The organism is Bacillus sp. V59.32b, from assembly GCF_003429085.1.
In the GTDB taxonomy this organism is placed as follows: Bacteria; Bacillota; Bacilli; order Bacillales; family DSM-1321; genus Peribacillus.
Genome location: NZ_QVTC01000042.1, coordinates 38,481 through 61,479 on the forward strand (window position 1 = coordinate 38,481; position 22,999 = coordinate 61,479).

22 protein-coding genes and 1 pseudogene are annotated in these 22,999 nt (G+C 42.7%); 17 read left to right on the forward strand and 6 right to left on the reverse strand.

The window, feature by feature from the left end:
• Positions 1-15: 15 nt before the first annotated feature.
• On the forward strand, positions 16-807 hold the full coding sequence (locus D0463_RS10350) for a putative hydro-lyase (protein WP_117307332.1): 792 nt from the start codon (positions 16-18) through the stop codon (positions 805-807).
• 38 nt (positions 808-845) lie between these two features.
• A complete protein-coding gene (locus tag D0463_RS19210; protein ID WP_133299570.1) occupies positions 846-1,190 on the forward strand; it encodes a hypothetical protein in 345 nt (114 codons plus the stop codon).
• 272 nt (positions 1,191-1,462) lie between these two features.
• On the opposite strand, the gene D0463_RS10355 is transcribed toward D0463_RS19210, so the two are convergent.
• Positions 1,463-1,705 (reverse strand): hypothetical protein, encoded by a 243-nt coding sequence (locus D0463_RS10355; RefSeq protein ID WP_117307333.1) that lies wholly within the window; start codon positions 1,703-1,705, stop codon positions 1,463-1,465.
• A gap of 10 nt (positions 1,706-1,715) precedes the next feature.
• Entirely contained in the window at positions 1,716-2,039 is a 324-nt protein-coding gene (locus D0463_RS10360; RefSeq protein ID WP_117307334.1) for a hypothetical protein, read from the reverse strand.
• A 137-nt stretch (positions 2,040-2,176) separates the two neighbouring features.
• Here D0463_RS10360 and D0463_RS10365 point away from each other — a divergent pair, with 137 nt between their 5' ends.
• Positions 2,177-2,632: a hypothetical protein gene (locus D0463_RS10365; RefSeq protein ID WP_117307335.1), complete on the forward strand. Its 456-nt coding sequence runs from the start codon at positions 2,177-2,179 to the stop codon at positions 2,630-2,632.
• An 820-nt stretch (positions 2,633-3,452) separates the two neighbouring features.
• Positions 3,453-4,600 (forward strand): annotated as a pseudogene (gene ltrA, locus D0463_RS10375) (group II intron reverse transcriptase/maturase).
• Positions 4,601-4,709: 109 nt separating this feature from the next.
• Here ltrA and D0463_RS10380 read toward each other — a convergent pair.
• Entirely contained in the window at positions 4,710-4,964 is a 255-nt protein-coding gene (locus D0463_RS10380; protein WP_117307337.1) for a sporulation protein, read from the reverse strand.
• 169 nt (positions 4,965-5,133) lie between these two features.
• Between D0463_RS10380 and D0463_RS10385 the strand changes: the two genes are divergently transcribed.
• The 11 genes from D0463_RS10385 to D0463_RS10430 all read left to right on the forward strand — a co-directional run bounded on the left by D0463_RS10385 (position 5,134) and on the right by D0463_RS10430 (position 18,497).
• Positions 5,134-5,751, forward strand: a complete 618-nt coding sequence (locus D0463_RS10385) for a spore coat protein (RefSeq protein WP_117307338.1) — start codon at positions 5,134-5,136, stop codon at positions 5,749-5,751.
• 41 nt (positions 5,752-5,792) lie between these two features.
• Positions 5,793-5,960 (forward strand): hypothetical protein, encoded by a 168-nt coding sequence (locus D0463_RS19385; protein WP_160118405.1) that lies wholly within the window; start codon positions 5,793-5,795, stop codon positions 5,958-5,960.
• A gap of 193 nt (positions 5,961-6,153) precedes the next feature.
• Positions 6,154-6,846, forward strand: coding sequence for a FadR/GntR family transcriptional regulator (locus tag D0463_RS10390; protein ID WP_117307339.1), 693 nt, complete (start codon positions 6,154-6,156; stop codon positions 6,844-6,846).
• A 75-nt stretch (positions 6,847-6,921) separates the two neighbouring features.
• Positions 6,922-8,247 carry an FAD-binding oxidoreductase gene (locus D0463_RS10395; RefSeq protein WP_117307340.1) on the forward strand — a complete coding sequence of 442 codons (1,326 nt, stop codon included), beginning with the start codon at positions 6,922-6,924 and terminating at the stop codon, positions 8,245-8,247.
• 17 nt (positions 8,248-8,264) lie between these two features.
• The gene (locus D0463_RS10400) at positions 8,265-9,608 is read left to right on the forward strand and encodes a (Fe-S)-binding protein (protein ID WP_483295731.1); all 1,344 of its coding nucleotides are present in this window, start codon (positions 8,265-8,267) and stop codon (positions 9,606-9,608) included.
• Positions 9,608-11,068, forward strand: coding sequence for an FAD-linked oxidase C-terminal domain-containing protein (locus tag D0463_RS10405; protein ID WP_117307342.1), 1,461 nt, complete (start codon positions 9,608-9,610; stop codon positions 11,066-11,068). Before D0463_RS10400 ends, D0463_RS10405 begins: the two co-directional genes overlap by 1 nt.
• A gap of 220 nt (positions 11,069-11,288) precedes the next feature.
• Entirely contained in the window at positions 11,289-13,469 is a 2,181-nt protein-coding gene (locus tag D0463_RS10410) for a malate synthase G (RefSeq protein WP_117307343.1), read from the forward strand.
• A 145-nt stretch (positions 13,470-13,614) separates the two neighbouring features.
• On the forward strand, positions 13,615-14,817 hold the full coding sequence (gene ystJ / locus D0463_RS10415; RefSeq protein ID WP_117307344.1) for an NADP-dependent malic enzyme: 1,203 nt from the start codon (positions 13,615-13,617) through the stop codon (positions 14,815-14,817).
• Between the two features lie 13 nt (positions 14,818-14,830).
• Complete coding sequence (locus D0463_RS10420) at positions 14,831-15,610, forward strand: fumarylacetoacetate hydrolase family protein (RefSeq protein WP_117307345.1); 780 nt, start codon at positions 14,831-14,833, stop codon at positions 15,608-15,610.
• A gap of 72 nt (positions 15,611-15,682) precedes the next feature.
• The gene (locus D0463_RS10425) at positions 15,683-16,459 is read left to right on the forward strand and encodes an IclR family transcriptional regulator (protein ID WP_117307346.1); all 777 of its coding nucleotides are present in this window, start codon (positions 15,683-15,685) and stop codon (positions 16,457-16,459) included.
• A gap of 244 nt (positions 16,460-16,703) precedes the next feature.
• Complete coding sequence (locus D0463_RS10430) at positions 16,704-18,497, forward strand: L-lactate permease (protein ID WP_117307347.1); 1,794 nt, start codon at positions 16,704-16,706, stop codon at positions 18,495-18,497.
• Between the two features lie 93 nt (positions 18,498-18,590).
• Here D0463_RS10430 and D0463_RS10435 read toward each other — a convergent pair whose 3' ends face one another.
• Complete coding sequence (locus D0463_RS10435) at positions 18,591-19,160, reverse strand: nitroreductase family protein (protein ID WP_117307348.1); 570 nt, start codon at positions 19,158-19,160, stop codon at positions 18,591-18,593.
• A gap of 44 nt (positions 19,161-19,204) precedes the next feature.
• The gene (locus D0463_RS10440) at positions 19,205-20,035 is read right to left on the reverse strand and encodes an aldo/keto reductase (protein ID WP_117307349.1); all 831 of its coding nucleotides are present in this window, start codon (positions 20,033-20,035) and stop codon (positions 19,205-19,207) included.
• A gap of 160 nt (positions 20,036-20,195) precedes the next feature.
• Here D0463_RS10440 and fumC point away from each other — a divergent pair, with 160 nt between their 5' ends.
• Positions 20,196-21,581: a class II fumarate hydratase gene (gene fumC, locus D0463_RS10445; RefSeq protein WP_117307350.1), complete on the forward strand. Its 1,386-nt coding sequence runs from the start codon at positions 20,196-20,198 to the stop codon at positions 21,579-21,581.
• A gap of 35 nt (positions 21,582-21,616) precedes the next feature.
• On the forward strand, positions 21,617-21,910 hold the full coding sequence (locus D0463_RS10450) for a hypothetical protein (RefSeq protein WP_254052765.1): 294 nt from the start codon (positions 21,617-21,619) through the stop codon (positions 21,908-21,910).
• A 117-nt stretch (positions 21,911-22,027) separates the two neighbouring features.
• On the opposite strand, the gene D0463_RS10455 is transcribed toward D0463_RS10450, so the two are convergent.
• Positions 22,028-22,936 (reverse strand): nuclease-related domain-containing protein, encoded by a 909-nt coding sequence (locus tag D0463_RS10455; RefSeq protein ID WP_254052766.1) that lies wholly within the window; start codon positions 22,934-22,936, stop codon positions 22,028-22,030.
• Positions 22,937-22,999 lie beyond the last annotated feature (63 nt).

The window sequence follows — 22,999 nt, forward strand, 5'->3', positions numbered from 1 at the left end:
ATCGGGGGAAACAGCATGCCATCTATTACAGAAATGAGCCCTGCCGAGGCCAGGGAAATGATTCGAAACAACGATTGGGTTAAACCGACATCAGGGATTGCCAATGGGTATATTCAAGCCAATTTAGCGGTGTTGCCAAAAGAGTTGGCTTTTGAATTCCTGCTTTTTTGCCAACGCAATCCGAAGCCATGCCCGATTATTGACGTTACCGAAGCGGGGTCAGGCGTGCCGGCATTAGCAGCACCTAACGCTGATATCAGAAGCGATATCCCTAAATACCGGGTTTATCGAAATGGCATCTTGACGGAAGAAACAACGGATGTGACAGCGCTATGGGATGAGAATATGGTTGGATTTTTAATTGGTTGCAGTTTCACATTCGAAGAGGGATTGCTCAAAAATGGGATTCCAATCAGGCATATCGAAGAAAATTGTAATGTTCCGATGTATAAAACCAATATTCAATGCGTAAAAGCGGGTCGATTCGAAGGCCCGATGGTCGTCAGTATGCGCCCGATGCCAGAAAAAGACGCAATCAGAGCTGTTCAGGTAACCAGCCGTTTCCCTTCAGTTCATGGGGCACCCGTCCATATTGGCAATCCTGCGAGCATCGGGATAGCAGATATTCATAAACCGGATTTCGGAGATAGAGTTACCATTAAAGATGGAGAGGTTCCTGTTTTTTGGGCTTGCGGTGTGACGCCGCAAGCAGTAGCAATGGAAGTGAAGCCGGAAATTATGATCACCCATGCACCAGGACATATGTTCATTACAGATTTACCGAATGAGCAATTTGCTGTGTTATAAAAAGAACGAAGCGCCCTATATTGAAAAGGACGCTTTTTTTGGCAGAGAGAGATTTCAGCATTTGTTCGACTTTGTCTTCGCCTGAAAAGGTTGTCAATCGACGAGTTTATTTATTTTTAGCAAGCCTGGATATATTTACCTACGAGACCGGAATAAGATACCTGTTCTCCATACTAATCAAAAACACACAGACCGTAACATCACACGGCATTTCAGAACGGGTTCCCGGCTGGAACGTTAAAGGAGCATCTGCATTAACCGGAGCTATTGGAGCATCAACAAGAGCTACTGCTACATCAGCAAGGCGTGCTGCTTCTGCATTGAGTAGAAGTAAACGATCACGCGGAGCAGCTGGCAGAAAACGGGCTAAAATACATCAATAAAGTCACCCCCACACATTGAACTATGACCCGAATAATGGACACTTAAAAAAGTCTCTTATTCGGGTTTTTTGTATGCATATGAAAAACGAAGAAATCGGTAGAAAAACAGAGTTTGACCTTTGAGGGAAATACCTTCTTTTTCGAATGCATATTGTATGTAAAAACGGCTAATTTTGATCAAAACCCGGCCTTGCAAATCTACTTTATGTAAACTAGTCATTAAATATTGCAAAAACCCCCCACAAAAAGGTGGGGGGTCTCAAGGTAATGTCTTAGACTAACCACATAATAATGTCTGCTAAGGCTCTAGCACTGTCTGAAGGAATACCTACACTTCTTAATGCTTTAACCAGTGCAGCTTTAGTTCCCGTATCAAGCTTTTCAGTGGCTGTATAAATTTTCGCGCTATATTTTCTCACTAGCGCTGCCTTTGAAGCAGAAAGAGATTTTAAAGCTAATGCTAAAGCTCTCCCCCCAACGTTACATGTGGCTCCGAAGAGTTTAATTGCTTTCAATGTACACCAACTACTCCCATGGTTTGCATTTGACCTTCGACCGGTTTAGGGGTAAGTCTAGTTGTGTATTTAACCAGGGATCATTAGCACCTTCTTGAAGAAAATTTCTCGTCGTGTCTAAATCTGACATATCCGAATCTTGATTTTGTTTTTCATAGTTTTTCACATACTCATTAAGTACATCAAAATCTGCTTGTTTTTGTTTTTTAGAGACGGTCTCAATTTTATTACGTTCCTTTTCGGCTGCAAATGCAGTGGATAGGGGTGTTATTGAGGTAATTGTTATTGCTGAAACAACAGCAACTGTAACAAATTTGGCGAATTCTTTTTTCATAAAATGAGTCTCCTTTTCCCTTAAATTATTTGTATGTAAAAGAAATCTGACATATAATGTCATTGTTGAATAATACCATAAAATTACAAATTTAATTTACAAAAAGACACTAAATTTTCTAGAAAATGGTGGTTACGATGAATAATAAGAAAAAGAATTATGGTGATGCTATCTTTGCTATGATTGCTGTTGGCTTACTTATATTAGGAATATTACTAATACCATTCTCGATAGTTTTCTTTGGTTTTAAATTTTTAGATTCTCTTCCTGAGGTGAAAATCGATAATGAAAGTTTCATATCGAATCTATGGTTTGTCGGACAATTTATCGGTTGCGCAGCTGTATTTTCTCTTATAACAGAAATATGGTCCCGAAAATTAACAACTGCTAAAAATAAGTTTATAGCTATAGTTGTTAAATATGTTTTTACATTTATTCTATGTTGGTTGTTTTCCTCTATTTACACGCAGTTTTCTAATCAATTATCTGCTAGTAACCGGGGTGTCTTGTACATAGCTTTTTTCTTATTCGCGCTTAGTCTAACGGTAGAAATATTATATTTTTTTCTTATAGACAAAAAAAACAAAAAGTAACTCCGTTATCAATTAAAAAAACTGACTTCATTATGAAGTCAGTTTTTTTCTATAACAACCATTATGTAAACAAGATTGACAATGATGTACTGTTTAGTACCAAAAATACAAAAAAAAGACTTGAGTAAACACCATAAAATGGTGTGCCAATCAGAATGATTTTGGCGCATTTCCAAAAAATAGGGTGTGCCAAACGGAGAAATTCAGGCACAAATTAAATCAAAAGTGCAACCACCTAAAAACCAACCGCACTGCGGTTTCTAGCATGAAATGCTAGCAGTTTTCCCTTATGTTCTTTTTTTGCTTTCGCCCCCGTTTCTTCGAAACAGGGGACTCAGGGCAGCATTCGCTGCCTGGCTTGCAAAAAACGATTTAATTCTCCTGGATTGGTGCTTGCTGTTTTTCTTTATTTCTAAAACGAGGCTAGGTATCATTGATGAGTCTGCGAAACAAGACGAAGTCCATACTGCCGAAGGTGATACAGAGTAAATGAAGCAGATAGATGGAGGGAAAGACTGCACTCTTACCCGGGGAGATCTGATTGTAATGCCAATTCGTATTGGTAACCTATCCAGCGATGGAGAGCTGAACAATCAGAAGTCAGCAGAAGCCATAGTACCATGCCAACTCGAGGAGAATAGGAAGGGCTGAACTATTGAGAGAGAATGAAATCTTGGAATACAGTTCTTGTGACGAACACAGACAATCCGAAAGGACTTGCCTGAAGGAGGAAACGGTGAATCCCGTGGGGGACTTCAGGAGGGTGGAGCCAGAACTGACATGAAGAGAGCCTTCATTCACGTAGAAAAGGATGAACGAAATGTTAATGGAACAAATCCTGTCACGGGAAAATCTTTTAACTGCCCTAAAACGGGTAGAGCGAAACAAAGGAAGCCACGGCATAGATGGAATGTCCGTAAAAGACCTACGCAGACATCTCTATGAGAATTGGAACTCCCTTGTGGAAGCCTTAAGAAATGGTACCTATCAACATCCTCCGTTCGCCGTGTCGAAATCCCGAAACCGAGCGGCGGAGTAAGGTTATTAGGCATACCTACCGTGACAGACCGTTTCATTCAACAGGCCATTGCCCAAGTGTTGAATCCTATTTTTGACCCGAGCTTTTCAACAAATAGTTATGGGTTCCGCCCAAACGAGCGGGCTCATGACGCCGTATGGAAGCAAAAGGATTCATAAAGGATGGTTACCGCTGGGGAGTGGATATGGACTTGGAGAAATTCTTTGATAAGGTGAATCACGATAAGCTGATGGGCGCCCTCGCCAAGAAGCTGCAAGACCGGATCCTTCTGAAACTAATCAGAAAACACCTTCAGTCTGGAGTCATGCTAAATGGAGTAGTCCAAAGCACGGAAGAAGGGACTCCGCAAGGAGGACCTCTCAGTCCTCTCCTATCGAACATCGTGCTCGACAAAATCGACAAGGAGCTTGAGAAGAGAGGACGCAAATTCGTGCGCTATGCAGATGACTGCAATATCTATGTAAGGTCAGAAAAGGCAGGGTACCGTGTCATGGCGTCCATAACAAACTTTATAGAGCAGGACTTGAAACTGAAAGTAAACAAAGATAAGTCAGCAGTAGACCGACCTTGGAAGAGGAAGTTTCAGTTTTACATTCCATAAAGCATAAAGAACCGAAGGTGTGTATTGCGAAAGAAAGCATCTTTCGTCTTAAAAAGAAGGTGAGGGAAATCACCTCGCGGTCAAAACCATATCCAATGGAACAAAGGATTGAGATGCTTAATCAATATTTAACCGGATGGTGCACTAGGAAACTCGTTGGGTTAGGGGTGCCCGAACCCAAAGCATATGAATGGGGGAATTCCAGGAAGAAATACTGGAGAATCGCAAGTACTCCCATCTTACACAAAACCCTCGGCAACTCCTATTGTAGAGTCATCGAGGGCTGAAAAGTCTGTATACCCGTTATGAATCTCTGCGTCAATCTTAAAAAAAGGAAAAATTGACGGATTGCGAACCTCCTTCAGATTCGACTTTTGTAGCCGGAATTCCCATTTTGTAGCGGACCAGGATTTTAGTAGCCGAAATCGTTATAATCACTAAATCATTAATAACTCATACACTTCATTGAGATGCTTAGACCTTTCATAATCTTGCTCCTGGTTGGAATATTCTATCGCTTGCTCCAATATCCGGTTAAGATAATACATTTCATCTGCCGTTAAATTTTTCACAAATAAACGTTCAGTAGGATAGTCTTTATTCGAAATTTTATCAAATATTTTCTGGCCGACTGGTTCAATGTCCGTATGGCCGGCCAGAATTTCCCTTACATATGCCAACGATTGGTTCATTTCCATTACTCCTTTGATCATTCCGGGTTATGTAAGTAATTTACCCAATCACAATGTAAATTACTTAAGAAGGCTGGCGAAATAAAATTTTTCGAATGTGAATAACTCCGCTTCAATAAAACATAATAAAATGTGAAGTGCTACCTAACTCGATAGGAGGGAATTTCATATGGAAAACCAACAGGGACATACACACGAAAATATGCACGCAGGTCCTGTATCACAGCAATTTAATCATGGGGCCCATGAAGTTCTTGATGTTCGTGAGGCGCTGACGGGTTCAATCGGGGCAATGAATCAATATACCGTATTGCGCCAGTTCGTAAAAGATCCAGAATTGCTTGATATAATGGACAGGCAATATAATTTCATGAAGGAAGAGTATAACATTACTGTAGAATGCTTTAAAACGGGGAAGGATCCTTCCAAGCCAACTCAAAGCTACAAAATGAAGCAGGATAACGACTTTATCTATGGTTTGAAATCCGGTCAACCCGCAGCGCCGATCCAAGCTGCATCTGAAATGAATGAGCAAACTGTTTCCGGCTGCCTGCTTGGAGCCCAAAAATCTTCAGCATCCATGAAGACAATGGCGGCATTGGAGTCAACAAACCCTGTCGTGCGCCGCGTGCTTGCGGATTCTGTACCAAACTGTGTTGAAATGGTGTATGAACTTTCCTTATACCAAAACAAGCACCATTACTATCAGGTACCGCAATTTAATGAGCAGGATATGGCCCAAATGCTAAATGGGTTTGCTCCGGCACAAGGAACGAATACACACTAACTTACGAATTTTATCGATCACTTTAATAAAAGAGGTGGATCATGGTTAACATGAATTTTGATAAATTCAATAGCATTCAACAAAAGCACAAATCCCGTTATATCGGCGGCGACAAAACGCAGCAGCAGGGAATCAATGATCACAGGTACAATGACAATCAAAACAGTCAGAAATCACCTGGTGCTACCGGGCGAAAATTCCCTTTGTAGGATGAATAACTGAACATCTATCATTCACTGGTACAAAAGGACCAACACAGACGTTGGTCCTTTTTCTTATATTTTTTTAATTATTCAATTAATTCTAAATACTTCTTGATAAATATTAATTTCAATGATTTAATGAAAGTAACTTTTGTCACTTATCAGATATGTGATTTCTGAAAGGGAAGGAGGCGAATGCATGAATGTCGAAAAAATTTCTACAAAAAAATTGTCAGAATCAGTTGGAGAACAAATCGAAAAAATGATTGAGTCCGGTGCGTTTCAGGCAGGTGAAAAACTCCCTTCCGTGCGGGAACTCTGCGAATTGTTCGGGGTCGGGCGATCCGCTGTCCGCGATGCCATCAGTACGCTGAGTGGAAAAGGCCTTGTCTATGTAAAACAAGGGGAAGGAACATACATATGTGAATTTGATTTCACTAAACTGTTCAATAATCATATGTTACTGCCTGCTGCTGGGGACATCACTGAACTGTTTCAAGTTCGAAAAGTATTAGAGGCAGGTATCGCGGAGATGGCGGCTTTCAATCGTTCGAAGAAAGATTTGAAGGGAATGGAAAAACTTCTTTCTACTCCATTAAGTAACGGCTGGGAATCTGACTACGAATTCCATAAGGCCATTGCCCAAGCAACAGGCAATAAAATTCTGATTGAGTTAATACAATTCATCTCAACGACGATGAAAAAAGCGATGATCGACTTCCACCGGTATATCCAAAAAAATAACCAGATCGTTCAAACGATTGGCGAACAGCATGACAAAATCTATGAATCCATTAAAATGGGTGAACCAAAAAAAGCGAAGCAGGCAATGATTGAACACTTAAATTATGTGGAAGAGCTTATGCAAGGCAGTATTATGCATAGGGTTTAGGCTAAATAACCTATTTTTCGAAACAAATTAGAAACGATGTTTGTTATTACGAAACAATAGTGGGGAGGCTATGAATTGATCACAACAGATTTATTATCAGATTTAAAATCTATTGTATCTGAAGAACAACTGATTGATAGGAAAAACACGAGCCATCCTCTAGGAAATAGTGGACAGGTGACCGTCTATCCAAAATCCGAAGACGAAATTGCAAACGTCTTAAAGTATGCAAATGACAATGGGAAAAAAATAGCTGTCGTAGCGGGCGGAACAAAAAGAGGGTTCGGCGGGCTGACCGAGTCCGTAGATATCTTATTATCTTTAGCGAAATACAAAGGAATTGTTGAACATACGGTTGGGGACATGACATTGACGGTAAAGGCCGGAACGCCGTTTAAGGAATTGCAGGAATATTTGGCGGAACACAATCAAAAGGTTTCACTCGATCCTGCGTGGCCGGAATATGCAACTGTCGGCGGAATTATCGCTTCAAATGAAAGCGGTCCCAAACGTTTAGGATATGGTGCTTCGAGAGATGTAGTGATTGGACTTCGAATGGTCTATCCCGATGGAAGTGTTAACCGTTCCGGTGGCAAAGTAGTAAAAAACGTAGCCGGATATGACATGAACAAGCTTTTTATCGGTTCAATGGGGACGTTGGGTGTCGTATCTGAAGTGACTGTGAAGCTTCGGCCGCTGGCAAAGTACGAAAGTTTAGTCTTATTATCCTTTCCTGAAGGGGATGTAGAGAAGATTCGAGCATTTGCAACCAAACTGTTAGATTCTGTAATGGAGCCAACGTCACTTGAATTGTTAAGTCCATCTCTAGCGGAAAGAATGACGGGGCAAAATCAGTATACATTGGCAATCAGCTTTGAAGATGTCGAAAACTCCGTCCACTATCAGGAGGAGTTTGTAAAAAATATTCAGCCTCTCCATACAAATATGGTGATTTTTCAACAAAAAGAAGCACAGGCCTTCTGGGATAAATTTTATACAATTGGCCCAAATGGAGCTGTGCTTGCTGAAGGCTCTGAAATAGAAGCCGCCATGAAAATAGGTGTGATCAATTTCGATGTTCTTAAAGTTATCAAAGAATGTCAGAGTTTAGTAGATTCCGGACGCCTGGCAATCGAAGCTCATGGTGGATTGGGGCATGGATTGTGCCAGGTAAATCTAAAGGGTTCTGCCGAGGAAATAGAATCCGCAATCAATCACCTAAGGAATTCCGTTGCGCAACTGGGTGGATACTCAATTGTTACACATTTGCCTTTTTCTCTCCGTCAAAAAATCAATGTTTGGGGAGAAAAACCATCGCATTTCTTTTTATTAGAAGGGATTAAGGCGAAGATTGATCCGAACAGAGTTCTAAATAATAAACGTTTCGTGGGAGGGATTTAGTAGTGAGTCTAAAAGAAATGGCATTGAAACTTGACCCGTCCTGTACGACCAATAGCCTAAGCAATTATCTTTGGAGCGACGCACCCGACGAAAATAAATGGGCCGACTGCGTGCATTGCGGAATGTGTTTGGAATCATGCCCCACTTATGAGCTTACCGGCCAGGAGCAGCATTCCCCCCGCGGCCGTGTCCATCTTATTAAATCGGTCGCAGAAGGAAAGCTTGAAGTGAATGAGCAGTTTATGGATCCCGTTTTTACTTGTCTTGACTGCCGCGCGTGTACAACCGCCTGCCCGGCGGATGTTGATGTCGGCGGACTCATTGAAGAAGCCCGCGGCCAGGTTCGCCAGGCGATGCCATTAACAGGCTGGAAAGGATCGGTAAGCAAACTGTTTCTGCAGGGGATTTTCCCCCATCAAACCCGCTTAAATTCAATGGGGAGCCTGCTCAAATTCTACCAAAAGAGCGGCATGCAGAAGGTTGTCCGCAAAACGAAGCTGATCAATGTTATGCCTCGGCACTTAGTTGAAATGGAAGCGATCATGCCCGAAGTGAAAGAGCCTGTACGAAAAAAATACAAAAACGAAAAGGTCATTAAAGCAAAGGGAGAAACGAGACATGAAGTGTCGTTCTTAACCGGATGTGTCATGGATGTCATGTTCAGTGATATCAATGAATCGACGATTAACGTATTAACCAGGAACGGCAATGACGTTAACATCCCGCAAAACCAGACTTGCTGCGGTGCGCTGCATGTCCACGCTGGTGATCGTGAAACAGGCAGGAAACTTGCAAAGCAAAATATAGAAGCATTTAAGGATTCAGAGAAGGTTATCGTCAATGCGGCCGGCTGTGGTTGCGCGCTGCAGGAATACCCGGAATTATTCCGCGAAGACCCCGAGTGGCATGAAAAAGCGGAGGAGTTTGCCGCAAAGGTGGAAGACATCTCCAAATATCTCCATGATACAGGTTATGAAAAACCAAAAGCGGAACTGAATAATCGCATTACCTATCACGATGCCTGCCACTTAGCACATGGACAGGGAGTGCGCAAGGAGCCGCGGGATATCCTGCTTGATATCCCGGGAGTAGAAATGGTGCATATGCCGAACGCGGACCGTTGCTGTGGCAGTGCGGGCATCTACAATATTACTAATCCGGAAATGGCTGGAGCCGTGCTGGAGAGCAAGATGCAAAATGTTCCTGAGGATGTGGAAATGATCTCGATGGGGAATCCCGGCTGTATGCTTCAGATGGCAATGGGTGTGCAAAAATACGGAAGAAATCAAAAAGTCGTCCATACGATCCAGCTGCTTGACTGGGCTTATCAAAAAGAGGGCGAGCTAAAGGAGGGAGAGTAATGGCTTTAAAAATCAAAACGAAGGATAAGCATATTAAGAACCTGGCGAACCTTGTTACAGGACCGCGATCCATTCTGTATCACCACGAGGATCTGATCGCCTATGATTGCGACGGGTTCACCTTGCATAAGCATTTGCCTAAAGCGGTCGTGTTTCCGAAGGACACCGAGGAAGTCGCGAAGCTTGTAAAATACTGCTCCGAAAATAATTTGCCTTTCCTTGCCCGCGGAGCCGGCACAGGTTTAAGCGGTGGAGCGATTCCATTAAATGGGGAAGTAATCATTAGCTTAGTCAGGATGAAACGCCTGTTGAGCGTGGATCTTGAAAACAGGAGAGCGGTCGTTGAGCCGGGCTTTGTCAACCTGAAGCTGACGAATTCGATCGCTGACAAGGGCTATTATTATGCGCCCGATCCCTCAAGCCAATCGTGCTGTACGATCGGCGGAAATGTCGCAGAAAATGCCGGTGGAGCACACTGCCTTAAATATGGGGTCACGACAAACCATATTCTTGGGCTTGAGGTTGTCCTGCCAAATGGGGAAATTGTTGAAATTGGCAAAAATGGCATCCAAGACGAACCTGGTTATGACTTGCTAGGGCTGTTGACAGGATCTGAAGGTACCCTGGGTATCGTAACCAAAATAACGGTTCGGATTCTAAAGAATCCTGAAGCGAAGCAAACGGTGTTGGCTTATTTTGATAAAGTTTCAGACGGTAGCCAGGCTGTGTCGGATATTATTTCTGCCGGCATCGTTCCTGCCGCTCTTGAAATGATGGATAAAACAGCGATTGAAGGGGTGGAGGCGGCTGCGTTTCCTGTAGGACATCCCAAGGATATTGAAGCAGTCCTGCTTATCGAAGTCGATGGAATCCTGGCTGGTATTGATGAGCAGATCAATCAGATTCTTGATGTCTGCAACAGCAGAAACGTCCGTGAAGTGAAAGTAGCCGAGGATGAACTGGAAAGGGGCAGATGGTGGGCGAACCGCAAAACAGGTTTTGGAGCGATGGGAGCCATTTCCCCGGACTACTTAGTGCAGGACGGCGTGATCCCGCGGAGCAAGCTGCCTGAGGTGCTAAGTAAAATCAACCAAATCAGCGAAGAATCAGGCCTCCGAATCGCCAATATATTTCATGCGGGAGATGGAAATCTTCATCCGTTAGTCCTCTTTGACGCAAGGATTCCGGGCGAAAGCGAAAAGGCATTGGCGGCAGGAAGTGCCTGTCTGCAAGCGTGTGCCGATGTGGGCGGTACAATCACCGGTGAGCATGGTGTTGGAATTGAGAAAATAGAAGAGATGCGGTTTGTCTTTACTGATGAAGAAATCATATCTCAGACTAATATTCGGGAAGTGTTCAATCCTGATAATCTGCTAAATGCAGGCAAGTTATTTCCAATGCCGGGACGTTGTGTGGAAATTAAGAGAGACCTTAAAGAAAGAGAAACGGTTATTTCATAAAGAGAAACTTCTGTTGGCAGGCAGACGTTAAGCGGACAGTCTGCCTGTTTTTTTCACGGTTTGTACGGATGTTAAAGATTAATTGAACAAATTTTATGAAAATTGTTAACAAATACAGAATTCCATGCTATTATTTTTTTATATTTATTATTGAAACATCGTTTTGTAATAACAAACAGAAGTGTTTAAGAAGCAATTGATTCAGAGGAGGAATTCTTCAATGACAAACTATGTAAAAGCAGGGAATCTTCAGGTGGCTACGGAACTTTTTGATTTTATCAATTCAGAAGCTCTGCCGGAAAGCGGATTGGATCGGGATAAATTCTGGTCTGATTTTGGGAAATTGGTTCATGACTTAACGCCGAAAAACAAAGAATTATTGGCCCGCCGTGATCAAATCCAGGACAAAATAAACGCCTGGTATCGGGAAAATAAAGAGAGCTTCGATTCAGAAGAGTATAAATCATTTTTGCAAGAGTTGGGCTATCTGGAACCGGAAGTGGAAGATTTTCAAATCACGACAGAAGAAGTGGACGATGAAATTGCTGTCCAGGCAGGCCCGCAACTGGTCGTTCCGGTTAATAATGCCCGCTATGCGATTAATGCTGCCAACGCCCGCTGGGGAAGTCTGTATGACGCTCTCTATGGGACAGATGCGATCAGTGAGGAAGACGGCGCCCATCGGGAAGGCAGTTACAATCCTGTCCGTGGAGAGAAAGTTATTCAATTTGCGAGGGAATTTCTGGACCAAGCTGCTCCTTTAAAGCAAGCCTCCCACATAGATGCCGTGCGTTATAGCATTGATGGCGGAAAATTGTCTGTTGAACTTCGCAACGGAGACAAAACCGGACTTGAACACGTTGGCAAATTTGCCGGCTTCCAAGGCCAACCTGAAAATCCAGCAGCGATATTATTGAAAAATAACGGGCTGCATTTTGAAATTCAAATTGATCCGAATCATCCAATCGGCAAGACGGATGAAGCCGGTGTGAAAGATGTACTTATGGAAGCTGCAACAACGACAATCATGGACTGCGAGGATTCCGTGACAGCCGTTGATGCTGAAGACAAGGTGCTCGTTTATCGCAATTGGTTAGGCTTGATGAAAGGGGATTTGTCTGCCACCTTTTCAAAAGGCAATAAGACAATGACGAGAACCCTTAATCCTGACCGTAGCTATACATCGCCAACAGGAGATGAATTAACACTCTCAGGCCGTTCGCTTTTGTTTGTCCGCAATGTAGGACACTTGATGACGAATAATGCGATATTGGATCAAGCAGGCGAGGAAATTCAGGAAGGAATTCTGGATGCAGTCTTAACAAGCCTTCTTGCCAAGCATACGCTTTTAGGAAGTGGGCCATATCAAAATACTTCCAAGGGCTCTATCTATATCGTAAAGCCGAAAATGCACGGATCAGAAGAAGTAGCATTTGCGAATCAGCTGTTTGACCGGGTTGAAGACATTCTTGATTTGAAGCGCAATACTCTAAAAATTGGTGTTATGGATGAGGAACGCCGTACATCTTTGAACTTGAAAGCTTGTATCCGTCAGGTTAAAGACCGGGTTGTATTCATCAATACCGGATTCCTTGATCGCACCGGCGATGAAATCCATACATCTATGGAAGCGGGCCCGATGATCCGCAAAAATGAAATGAAATCATCAACATGGCTGCAGGCGTATGAGCAATCCAATGTTAATACAGGCCTTGCGAGTGGGTTCCAGGGCCGGGCCCAGATCGGTAAAGGAATGTGGGCCATGCCTGACATGATGGAGGAAATGCTGAAACAGAAGATCGGCCATGTGAAAACCGGCGCAAATACAGCATGGGTGCCATCACCGACCGCTGCTACACTGCATGCTCTTCACTACCATCAAGTGGATGTTAAAAAAGTGCAAAATGAGAAAATCAAAGAATCAAAAGACCTCAGAAATGAAATCATGGAGTTCCCAGTCGAGAAAAATCCACAATGGAGCCCTGAAGAAATCCAGGAGGAACTCGACAACAATTGTCAAACGATGCTTGGTTATGTGGTCCGTTGGGTGGAACAGGGAGTGGGCTGCTCTAAAGTACCGGATATCAATGATGTTGGACTTATGGAGGACCGTGCTACACTCAGAATCTCCAGCCAGCATATGGCGAACTGGCTACACCACGGAATCATTTCGAAAGAACAAGTGCTAGAGACTTTAAAACGGATGGCTAAAATAGTCGATGAGCAAAATGCTGCTGACGCCGGATACCGTCCGATGTCCAAGAATTATGAAGAATCTGTAGCTTTCCAGGCAGCTTGCGATTTGGTTTTTGAAGGTTATGACCAGCCAAGCGGATACACTGAGCCAATCCTGCACCGCCGCCGTATTGAAGCAAAGGCCAAGTTTGCCGTTAATCAATAACCAGACTAAATTACCGGAACATTCTAGTTTTTAGGATGTTCCGGTGTATCACTCTATTTTACCTGTTGAAATGAAGAGACTACCCCCTTGCCGAAGAACAGCAGTTTCAACAACAACCATAAAAATGATTGGAGGAGTTGAGGCTATGCGAAACCTTCGGGAAGAATCGCTAGAACTACACAAGCGGTCTAAAGGAAAAATAACTGTGAACGCCAAGGTACCTGTAAAAGATGCATATGATTTGAGTTTAGCCTATTCACCAGGGGTAGCAGAGCCTTGTAAAGAAATCTTTCAAAATCCTGAGAAGATTTATGATTACACGATAAAAGGCAATCTGGTGGCGGTAGTATCAGATGGATCTGCTGTGCTAGGCCTAGGCAATATCGGCGCCGCGGCGTCAATGCCTGTTATGGAAGGGAAAGCTGCTTTATTTAAAGCATTCGCTGATATTGACGCGTTCCCGATTTGTTTAAACACAAATGATGCTGAAGAGATTATCTCCATAGTAAAAGCATTGGAACCGACATTCGGCGGAATCAATCTCGAAGACATTTCGGCACCAAACTGTTTCATCATTGAGGAAAGACTTAAAAAGGAAATGAACATCCCCGTTTTTCATGATGATCAACATGGAACAGCGATTGTGACAGCGGCCGGCTTAGCCAACGCTTTGAAGGTAGTGAACAAACGGATTGAAGACATCAAGGTGGTGGTAAATGGAGCAGGCGCTGCCGGTATTGCGATTACAAAATTGCTGATTAGTCTGGGCGTCCAGGACATCATCATGTGCGATACAAAGGGAGCGATTTACGAAGGCCGGGAGAATGGCATGAATTCGATGAAGGAAGCCGTTTCAGAAATTACTAATAAAAGCAGGGTGACAGGTTCGCTAAAGGAAGTCATCAACGGAGCTGACGTGTTTGTCGGCGTATCCGTAGCTGATGCAGTAACGCCGGAGATGGTGCAGTCGATGAACAAAGATGCTATCATCTTTGCGATGGCTAATCCAATTCCGGAAATCATGCCGGATGCTGCAAGGGCAGCAGGAGCAGCTGTTGTCGGAACAGGGCGTTCAGACTTGCCGAACCAAGTAAATAATGTGCTTGCATTCCCGGGTATTTTTAAAGGAGCACTAGAGGTGTTCGCTTCAGAGATTAATGAAGAAATGAAAGTGGCAGCCGTTTATGCGATAGCGGGTTTAATCGGGCCGCATGAGCTTTCATATGACTATGTGATTCCAAATGCCTTTGATGAAAGGGTGGCTGAAGCAGTAGCCAATGCTGTTGCTGATGCAGCCGTTAAATCTGGAGTCGCCCGCAAAAAAACAGAACTGGAAAATTTGGCTTGAGAGGAGAAAAACGATGAAGTTTACAAGATTTACAACAAACTCTGCCATTTATACTGGTGTGATAACAGAGGATACGATAAGAGAAATTAAAGGTGATATGTTTGGTGATTGGGAGTATACCGGCCAAACGTACGCCGAGAGTGAAGTGAAACTCCTGGCACCGCTCGAGCCAAACCAAATCATCGGAATCGGCGCCAATTACGTGTCCAAAGTGGTAGATATCCCGCAAGAACTTCCGGAAATTCCAGTATTCTTCTTCAAGCCAACATCATCGGTAATTGGTCCCGAAGAAGAAATTAGGATCCCGGAAGGAATCGATCAAGTAAAATTCGAATCAGAATTAGCCATCGTTATTGGCAAAGAGGCAAAAAATATCCCGGAATCTGAGGTATTGGATTATATATTCGGGTATACGGTCGGAAATGACGTTACGGCGCCTCAATTTTTTCATAGTGATGGCCACTGGACGATCGGGAAATCATTTGACACATTTACTCCATTAGGTCCTGTAATCGAAACCGAACTCGATCCTTTTAACGTGAATGTAGAAGCGAAATTGAACGATACAGAAAAACAAAACAGCGCAACTGAATTGATGATCATTCCCATTCGTAAAATGGTCTCTTATTTGACGAATGTGATGACACTCAAGCCTGGAGATGTAATCCTGACAGGGAGCCCCATTGGAGCAGAGCTTGTAGGTGCGGGAGATGTCATTGAGTGCGAGATAAAAGAGATTGGGACTCTCCGGAATACATTTGCAACAGCACAAAAAGGCGCTAAAACGTATTAATCATCTAACAAATGCCCGGCATTTTCTGTGCTATAATTCAGTCTATAAGTTTTACACTCGAGGTGAGCAATTATGGAAAGAGAGAATATGGTGAAGTCCGTAAGCCGGGCATTGGATATTATTACCTTGGTCAGCTCCAAAAAGGGCGGTTTGGGTGTAACCGAAATAGCCAACCAAATAGATATCAATAAGAGCTCCGTTTATCGCATATTGACTACACTTGTCCAGTATGGGTATGTGGAGCAGGATAAGGAGACGGGCCGTTATAAGCTTGGCTATAAATTTTTGGAGATTAGTTCCAAGCTGCTGGATTCCATTGATTTAAGATCGGAAGCAAGGCCGTTTTTGCAGGAATTGGAGAGCTTTACGAATGAAGTCATCCACCTGGTCGTATATGATCAAGGGGAAGTTGTCTATATTGAGAAATTGGAAGGCAATGAAACATTGCGCATGCATTCCAAGGTCGGAAAGCGGGCTCCGATGCATTGCACTTCGGTAGGCAAGGCTATTATTGCTCATTTGCCTTCCAGTATCGTGATTGATATTCTTGACCGAAAAGGCATGTCGGTGCATACAGAAAAAACAATAACCGATAAAGCCGAATTTTTAAAGGAGCTTGCGAGAGTAAAACAAAGAGGTTACGCGCTTGATTTGGAGGAGAATGAAACTGGAATCACTTGCATAGCCGTTCCGATCTTTGACCATCTGGGAAAAGCGATTGCGGCTGTAAGCGTATCTGGGCCGACGATACGGATGACGGAAGAACGGTTGAAGGAACTTCAAACAAGGATGATTCCAATCGGAAAACAAATTTCAGCCAGGCTTGGGTTCGAAAGCAGAATCAGTTAAAAAACGATCATAAAATTTGCTTGAATTCTTTTAAATAAAGATATATCGGGCAAATTTTTTTATGTTTCTTAATATATTTAATTTTCTAAAAAATGTTGAAATTGAGAAATTAATCCGTATAATGAGATGTAGAATGATATATGTTATATAACAATAAAGATATTGTTATATAACAATGTTGCATAATCAGCAACAATTTCATTCAATTGTTTCATAATATAATACAAAAGGGGGAATTTGTCTTATGAGCACTGGGGTATTAGCGTTATTATCTCTACTACCTATTCTAGCAGTTGGAATTTTTCTTGTGGGTCTTAGATGGCCTGCAAGCAAAGCGATGCCGATTTCTTATTTAATTGCAATCGGTCTCGCGCTTTATGTGTGGAAGGTACCAGGCACCACTGTTGCAGCCGCATCAGTCAACGGACTTGTTGTAGCAGGTACACTTCTATACATAATCTTTGGTGCGATATTACTATTGAATACGCTACAGGAAAGTGGTGGAATTAAAACGATCCGCCAGGGTTTCACGGATATTTCCGAGGATCGCCGTATTCAAGTTATAATTATCGCCTGGCTTTTTGGTTCATTCATTGAAGGGGCTTCCGGATTCGGGACACCCGCGGCGGTTGCAGTGCCCTTGCTAGTTGGCTTGGGATTCCCGGCAATGGCGGCGGTTGTTGCGGGAATGGTCATACAGAGTACACCTGTTTCATTTGGAGCCGTAGGGACACCTATGTTGGTTGGGGTTCAAACAGGCTTATCGGCTGATGGCAGCATTACCAATGACTTTTTGGCCTTAGTAACGGAGATTGCGGGTCAAGTTGCAATCCTGCATATGATTGCTGGGACACTGGTTCCTCTTTTTGTGGTCGCTCTCATGACCAAGTTTTTTGGTAAAAATAAATCCTTCACCGAAGGAATTAAAGTTTGGAAGTTTGCTTTATTTGCGGCGTTTGCTATGACAATCCCATATGTTATTGTTGCCAATGTGCTTGGTCCTGAGTTCCCATCAATGGTCGGCGGCCTAGTTGGTTTGGCAATCGTGGTATATGCGGCGAAAAAGGGTTTCCTTATGCCGCCAAAAGAGGACATGTGGGATTTTGAGGAGAAGTCAAAATGGGATCCTGAATGGATCGGCAAACTTGAAATTCAGGACATTGCCCATAAAAGCGGAAGCATGAGCATGGTCCGTGCATGGACACCTTATGTTTTAGTGGGTGTGTTTTTAGTTATTTCCCGTCTGAAATCGCTTCCAGTTATAGAGTGGCTCCAGTCCTGGACGGTTAAGTTTGAAAATATTTTTGGTTCAGAAATAACTGCAAGTTTCCAGCCACTATTTCTGCCGGGCACGATCTTTATTCTCGTATCACTCATTACATTTTTTATTCACGGCATGAATGGAAGCGCATACAAGAGTGCCTGGGCACAATCTGGTAAAACAACGCTTGCAGCATCGACAGCACTAATATTTACAGTACCTATGGTCCAAGTTTTCACAAATACAGGTGGCGGTGCTGCAGGCTACGAAAATATGCCTATTGAATTAGCAAATGGAGCTGCTGCATTGGCAGGAGAATTCTGGCCATTCTTCGCTACTTTCATTGGAGGAATAGGAGCATTCATCGCGGGAAGCAATACGGTCAGCAACATGATGTTTGCGTTATTCCAATACGATGTTGGTTCACAAATTGGCGTAAATCCTACGTGGATCGTTGCTCTTCAAGCAGTAGGGGGAGCAGCTGGAAATATGATTTGTGTCCATAACGTCGTGGCAGCGTCTGCTGTGGTAGGATTAGTAGGCAAGGAAGGAGCAGTTATTCGTAAAACGTTATTTCCTTTCACTTATTATGCGTTGCTTGCAGGTTCAGTCGGATATTCGATTGTGTGGTATTCACAAAAGGGAATCTTCAATATCGGTTCATTTGTGGCCGCAGGTATTGCTATAGCTGCAATATACATCATCGCAACAAATAAAAAGCGAGCCAATTTACTCTCAGTTCACAATACATCTAGCAATATAAAATCAGCAAAATAAATGAAAAATAACTGACTCAATTCAGTGTGCTCTGTAATAGTTTTAAAGAACCCTTAGTCCGGGTGGACTAAGGGTTCTTTAATAAGCTATTTTTTAATCCATCCAGGTCGTCAACTCTTTGAAATTAGTTTTTTTCACTTTTGGTGCTTCCATATCAGGATATCCGAGGTAAATGAAAGCTAGGATTTCACCAGCTTCAGATAGACCGAAAAAATCCCTCACTTTTTCATGATAACAAATTTCACCCGTGCGCCAGATCGCTCCTAACCCAAGCGAATGGGCAGTTAACAGCATATTCTGTACCGCGCTGTGCACAGCCGCATATTCCTCATTTTTTATGACATTCTTTTTTTCAGTCGGTTCTACGCCAACGGCAATAATAACCGGTGCTCTGAGAGGATTTTTCTTCGATTTTTCTACTTTTTTTAAATCTTCCTCTGAGAGGGGATCGGGGCATTTTGCCGTGGTGATCTTTTCGAAAACATCCCCGAGCCGATTTCTGCCTTCACCCGTGATGACAAAAAATCTCCACGGTTCGGTCCGAAAATGATTGGGAGCATAGGTTCCGGCCTCTAAAATTTGTTCAATTAATTCTTGGGGCACCGGATCCGGTTTCATCAGCCCAATGCTTCTTCTTGTCTTGATTGCTTCAATTATATCCATCGTATCCCCCTTGTTCATATTATCGTTAGGAACGTTATCACGTTTCACTTATCAAAACTATCCGGGTTTGTGCCGACACGGAGATTTTCATTTAATGCATCGATTTTATTCATTTCTTCATGGGAGAGGGCAAAATCAAAAATAGCTCCGTTTTCAACTATGCGCTGTTCGTTAATGGATTTAGGGATTGTCACTACTTCGTTCTGTAAATCCCAGCGTAAAATCACCTGGGGGACGGATTTGCCATGTTTTTGGCCAATTTCCTTCAGAACCGGGTTTTCCAATAACTGTCCTCTCATAAGAGGTGACCAGGCTTCAAGCTGAATCTGTTTCTTCCTACAATATTCATAAAGCTCAATTTGTGTTAAACGAGGGTGATATTCCACTTGATTGACCATTGGCTTAATTTTACAATCGGCGAGCAAATCTTCCAAGTGATGAATATGGAAATTACTGACGCCGATGGCACGAACACGGCCATTCCGATATAGTTTCTCCAGGGCTTTCCAGGTTTCTTTGTATTTATCCTTTACAGGCCAATGGATTAAATATAAATCTAAATATTCGATCTCCAGCTTTTCCAGGCTTTTTTCAAAGGAATCTAAAGTTGTTTCATATCCTTGTTCGGTATTCCATACTTTCGTAGTGATAAACAGTTCTTCACGGGAAATGCCGGATTCCTTGATTGCACGGCCGACCCCTTCTTCGTTTTGATAAAAAGCCGCGGTGTCAATGCTGCGATACCCGTGTCTAATCGCTGTTTTTACAGAATTAACTACTTCTTGCCCTTCTTCGACTTTATAAACGCCCAAACCAAACCACGGCATTTTGACGCCATTGTGCAAGGTCGTGCAATCCTGAAGAGTTTTTGCCATATCGTAACCTCCCTAACATCTGTATTTTCTCACAGTTGATTTTGAAAAGTAAATAATTAGCATTTGCTCGAAACATAATACTTTCATCATACCGACGAATCATGTTATTAATACATACAACAGGGAAAAGATAGTAAATAATGAACAGGGAGGAGAAAAGATGAAATATCGGGTGGAGAAAGATACGATGGGTGAAGTGCAGGTACCTTATGATAAATATTGGGGTGCACAGACAGAGAGAAGCAGGGTGAATTTTAAGATTGGGAATGAAAAAATGCCGGTTGAGCTCATTCAGGCATTCGCACAGGTAAAACAGGCGGCCGCAAGAGTTAACAACGACTTGGGTAGTCTCACGGAAATGAAACGGAAAGCGATTGAAAAAGTATGTGGAGAAATTTTGGAAGGCGAGCTTGATGATCATTTTCCGCTTGTCGTCTGGCAGACTGGCAGTGGCACACAAAGCAATATGAATGTGAATGAAGTGATTGCGAATAAAGGGAATGAATGGTTAGAGGAACAGGGAAGCGACGAAAAGCTTCATCCAAACGATGACGTGAACAAAGCGCAAAGCTCCAATGATTCATTTCCGACGGCGATGCATATAGCTGCCTATATTTCTGTCGTGAAAACCTTACTGCCGGCAATAAAAGAGCTGCGTGATACATTTGCCGGGAAAGAAAAACAGTTCGAGAACCTAGTGAAAATAGGCCGTACCCATCTCCAGGATGCCACACCGCTAACGCTCGGGCAGGAAATCAGCGGCTGGAAGGCGATGCTGGATAAAAGCATGAAGATGATTGAAGAGAGCAGCCAGCATTTATTAAACCTTGCCATCGGTGGAACCGCTGTGGGAACAGGGATAAACGCCCACCAGGAGTTCGGTGAAAGAGCGGCCAAACAAATCAGCCATGCGACCGGTTATGAGTTTGTGGCTTCTGATAATACATTTCATGCGCTGACAAGCCATGATGAAATCGTTTATGTCCATGGCGCGTTGAAGGCACTTGCGGCGGACTTGATGAAAATAGCTAATGATGTCAGATGGTTGGCAAGCGGGCCCAGGAGCGGAATTGGAGAGATATCGATACCGGCGAACGAACCGGGAAGCAGTATCATGCCTGGAAAAGTTAACCCTACTCAGAGTGAAGCTTTGACGATGATTGCCGCCCAGGTTTTTGGGAATGATGCCACCATCGGTTTTGCAGCAAGCCAGGGGAATTTTGAACTGAATGTATTTAAGCCTGTGATTATCTACAACTTCCTGCAATCTGTGAAGCTTCTCAGTGAAGGGATGCAGTCATTCAACGAAAATTGCGCCAAAGGCATCGAGGCAAATGAAGAGAAAATAAACGAGAATGTTCAGCGCTCATTGATGCTGGTAACGGCACTGAATCCTCATATCGGCTACGAAAAGGCTGCAGAAATTGCCAAGCTTGCCTTTAAAGAAAACGCTACATTGAAGGAAACGGCTTTGAAATTGGGATATTTGACTGAAAAACAGTTTGATGAATGGGTAAATCCGCAAAATATGGTTAATAAGCGCTGATTGGTTTTCCTCTGATTATGATGGGAGAGTACATGATGATTAATTTCCTCCTGTATAGGGAGGGTACATATGGAAGGATGGATGCTATGGCTTTATGTCCGCTTTGCAACGGGCTGCGCAAGATTCATGCAGCCTGCCCGAATTGTGATACAGAAATGAAAGATACCGGAAAAGTAATGGATTACTACGATGAGTATAGTGCGTACGAAGACATCAATACGTTAAAGAAAGTGGATGGATTTCCGGATTCTTTGAAAAACGGAGATTGTCCACATTTACTGAGCTGTCCATCGTGCGGTCACGATGAAGTGGTACTTATAAAGGAATGATTGGCTGAGCAATCCGTTTTGGATTGCTTTTTTGATTTTAAGGTGGGGAAGCCGGATTGGATTTTTGAAGTGGTTTAAAGTAAACTCTTCCTTTATTGGTTCCTTTAAAAGGAAGGTTCATGGAGTGGAGGAGGCGTGTGCAGTTTGCCGGGAAGAAATCTTCAGGAAGTTACAGAACTCTTTATTGGAGATGGAAGGTTTTATTAGAAGAAAGTAATCCATCAATGCTTGAACATGGCTTTTCTTGGATGAACCGGTACATTTGGGACAATTCCAGCACCCGTGGTTACGTCCGAGCGGTAGGTGTTTGCATATGGGGCATTGAACTCCAGTTAGCACTTCATTTTTGGATATATTATAAACATTAAGAATATCGACATCATGGGGTGAATGGTTGTTTAACAAACTCTGACTTAGTTTTATAATATCCTTTGATAGCAGTTTTTCTTTTTTATATTGGTATTCATAAGCTTTTGTTCTATCTGTCAAATCTGATGAGTGGCATATTCTTTGGCTTAAAGCGGATTTTTTTGGCCCGGTCTTAACGATGGTAGCAGAATTACTGATTACAACTAGATATTCTATTGGAAACGAAATGATATTTAGGTTGCTCATATATATCTGCAACTGTTGCTGATGTCTTTTAGCTTGAGAAATTGGATTAGGAAAACCATCTTCTTTATTTTGTATGGTACGGATTAATTGATTGAAAGTTTGATCAAACAGTAATGTTCCGGAAATATTTTTCACTTCAACGATTAATGCATATGAGGAAGTAAGAAGTAGCGTATCGATTTGAAAGTATTGGTCATCATTGTGGAGGCGTAAATCGTGGAAAATGTGGTATTTGTCATTTGGAAGGTAACGAAGATGGTAGTCGAGTGATTCCTCGCCGTTGTATCCAGCATTTCTTCGCGCTAAATCCTTTTCAATATCAGGACGTTTTGGATGATATGAAGGTAGTCTTCTTAATAGTGCCTTTAATTTAAGAATTCTTAGTGGAATCTGGCGTTCTTTTATTATCAAATTATCACTCCTAACAGTTTTTTTATAAATTTCTATATATTTAGGCTGTGTTCCTGCAAAATG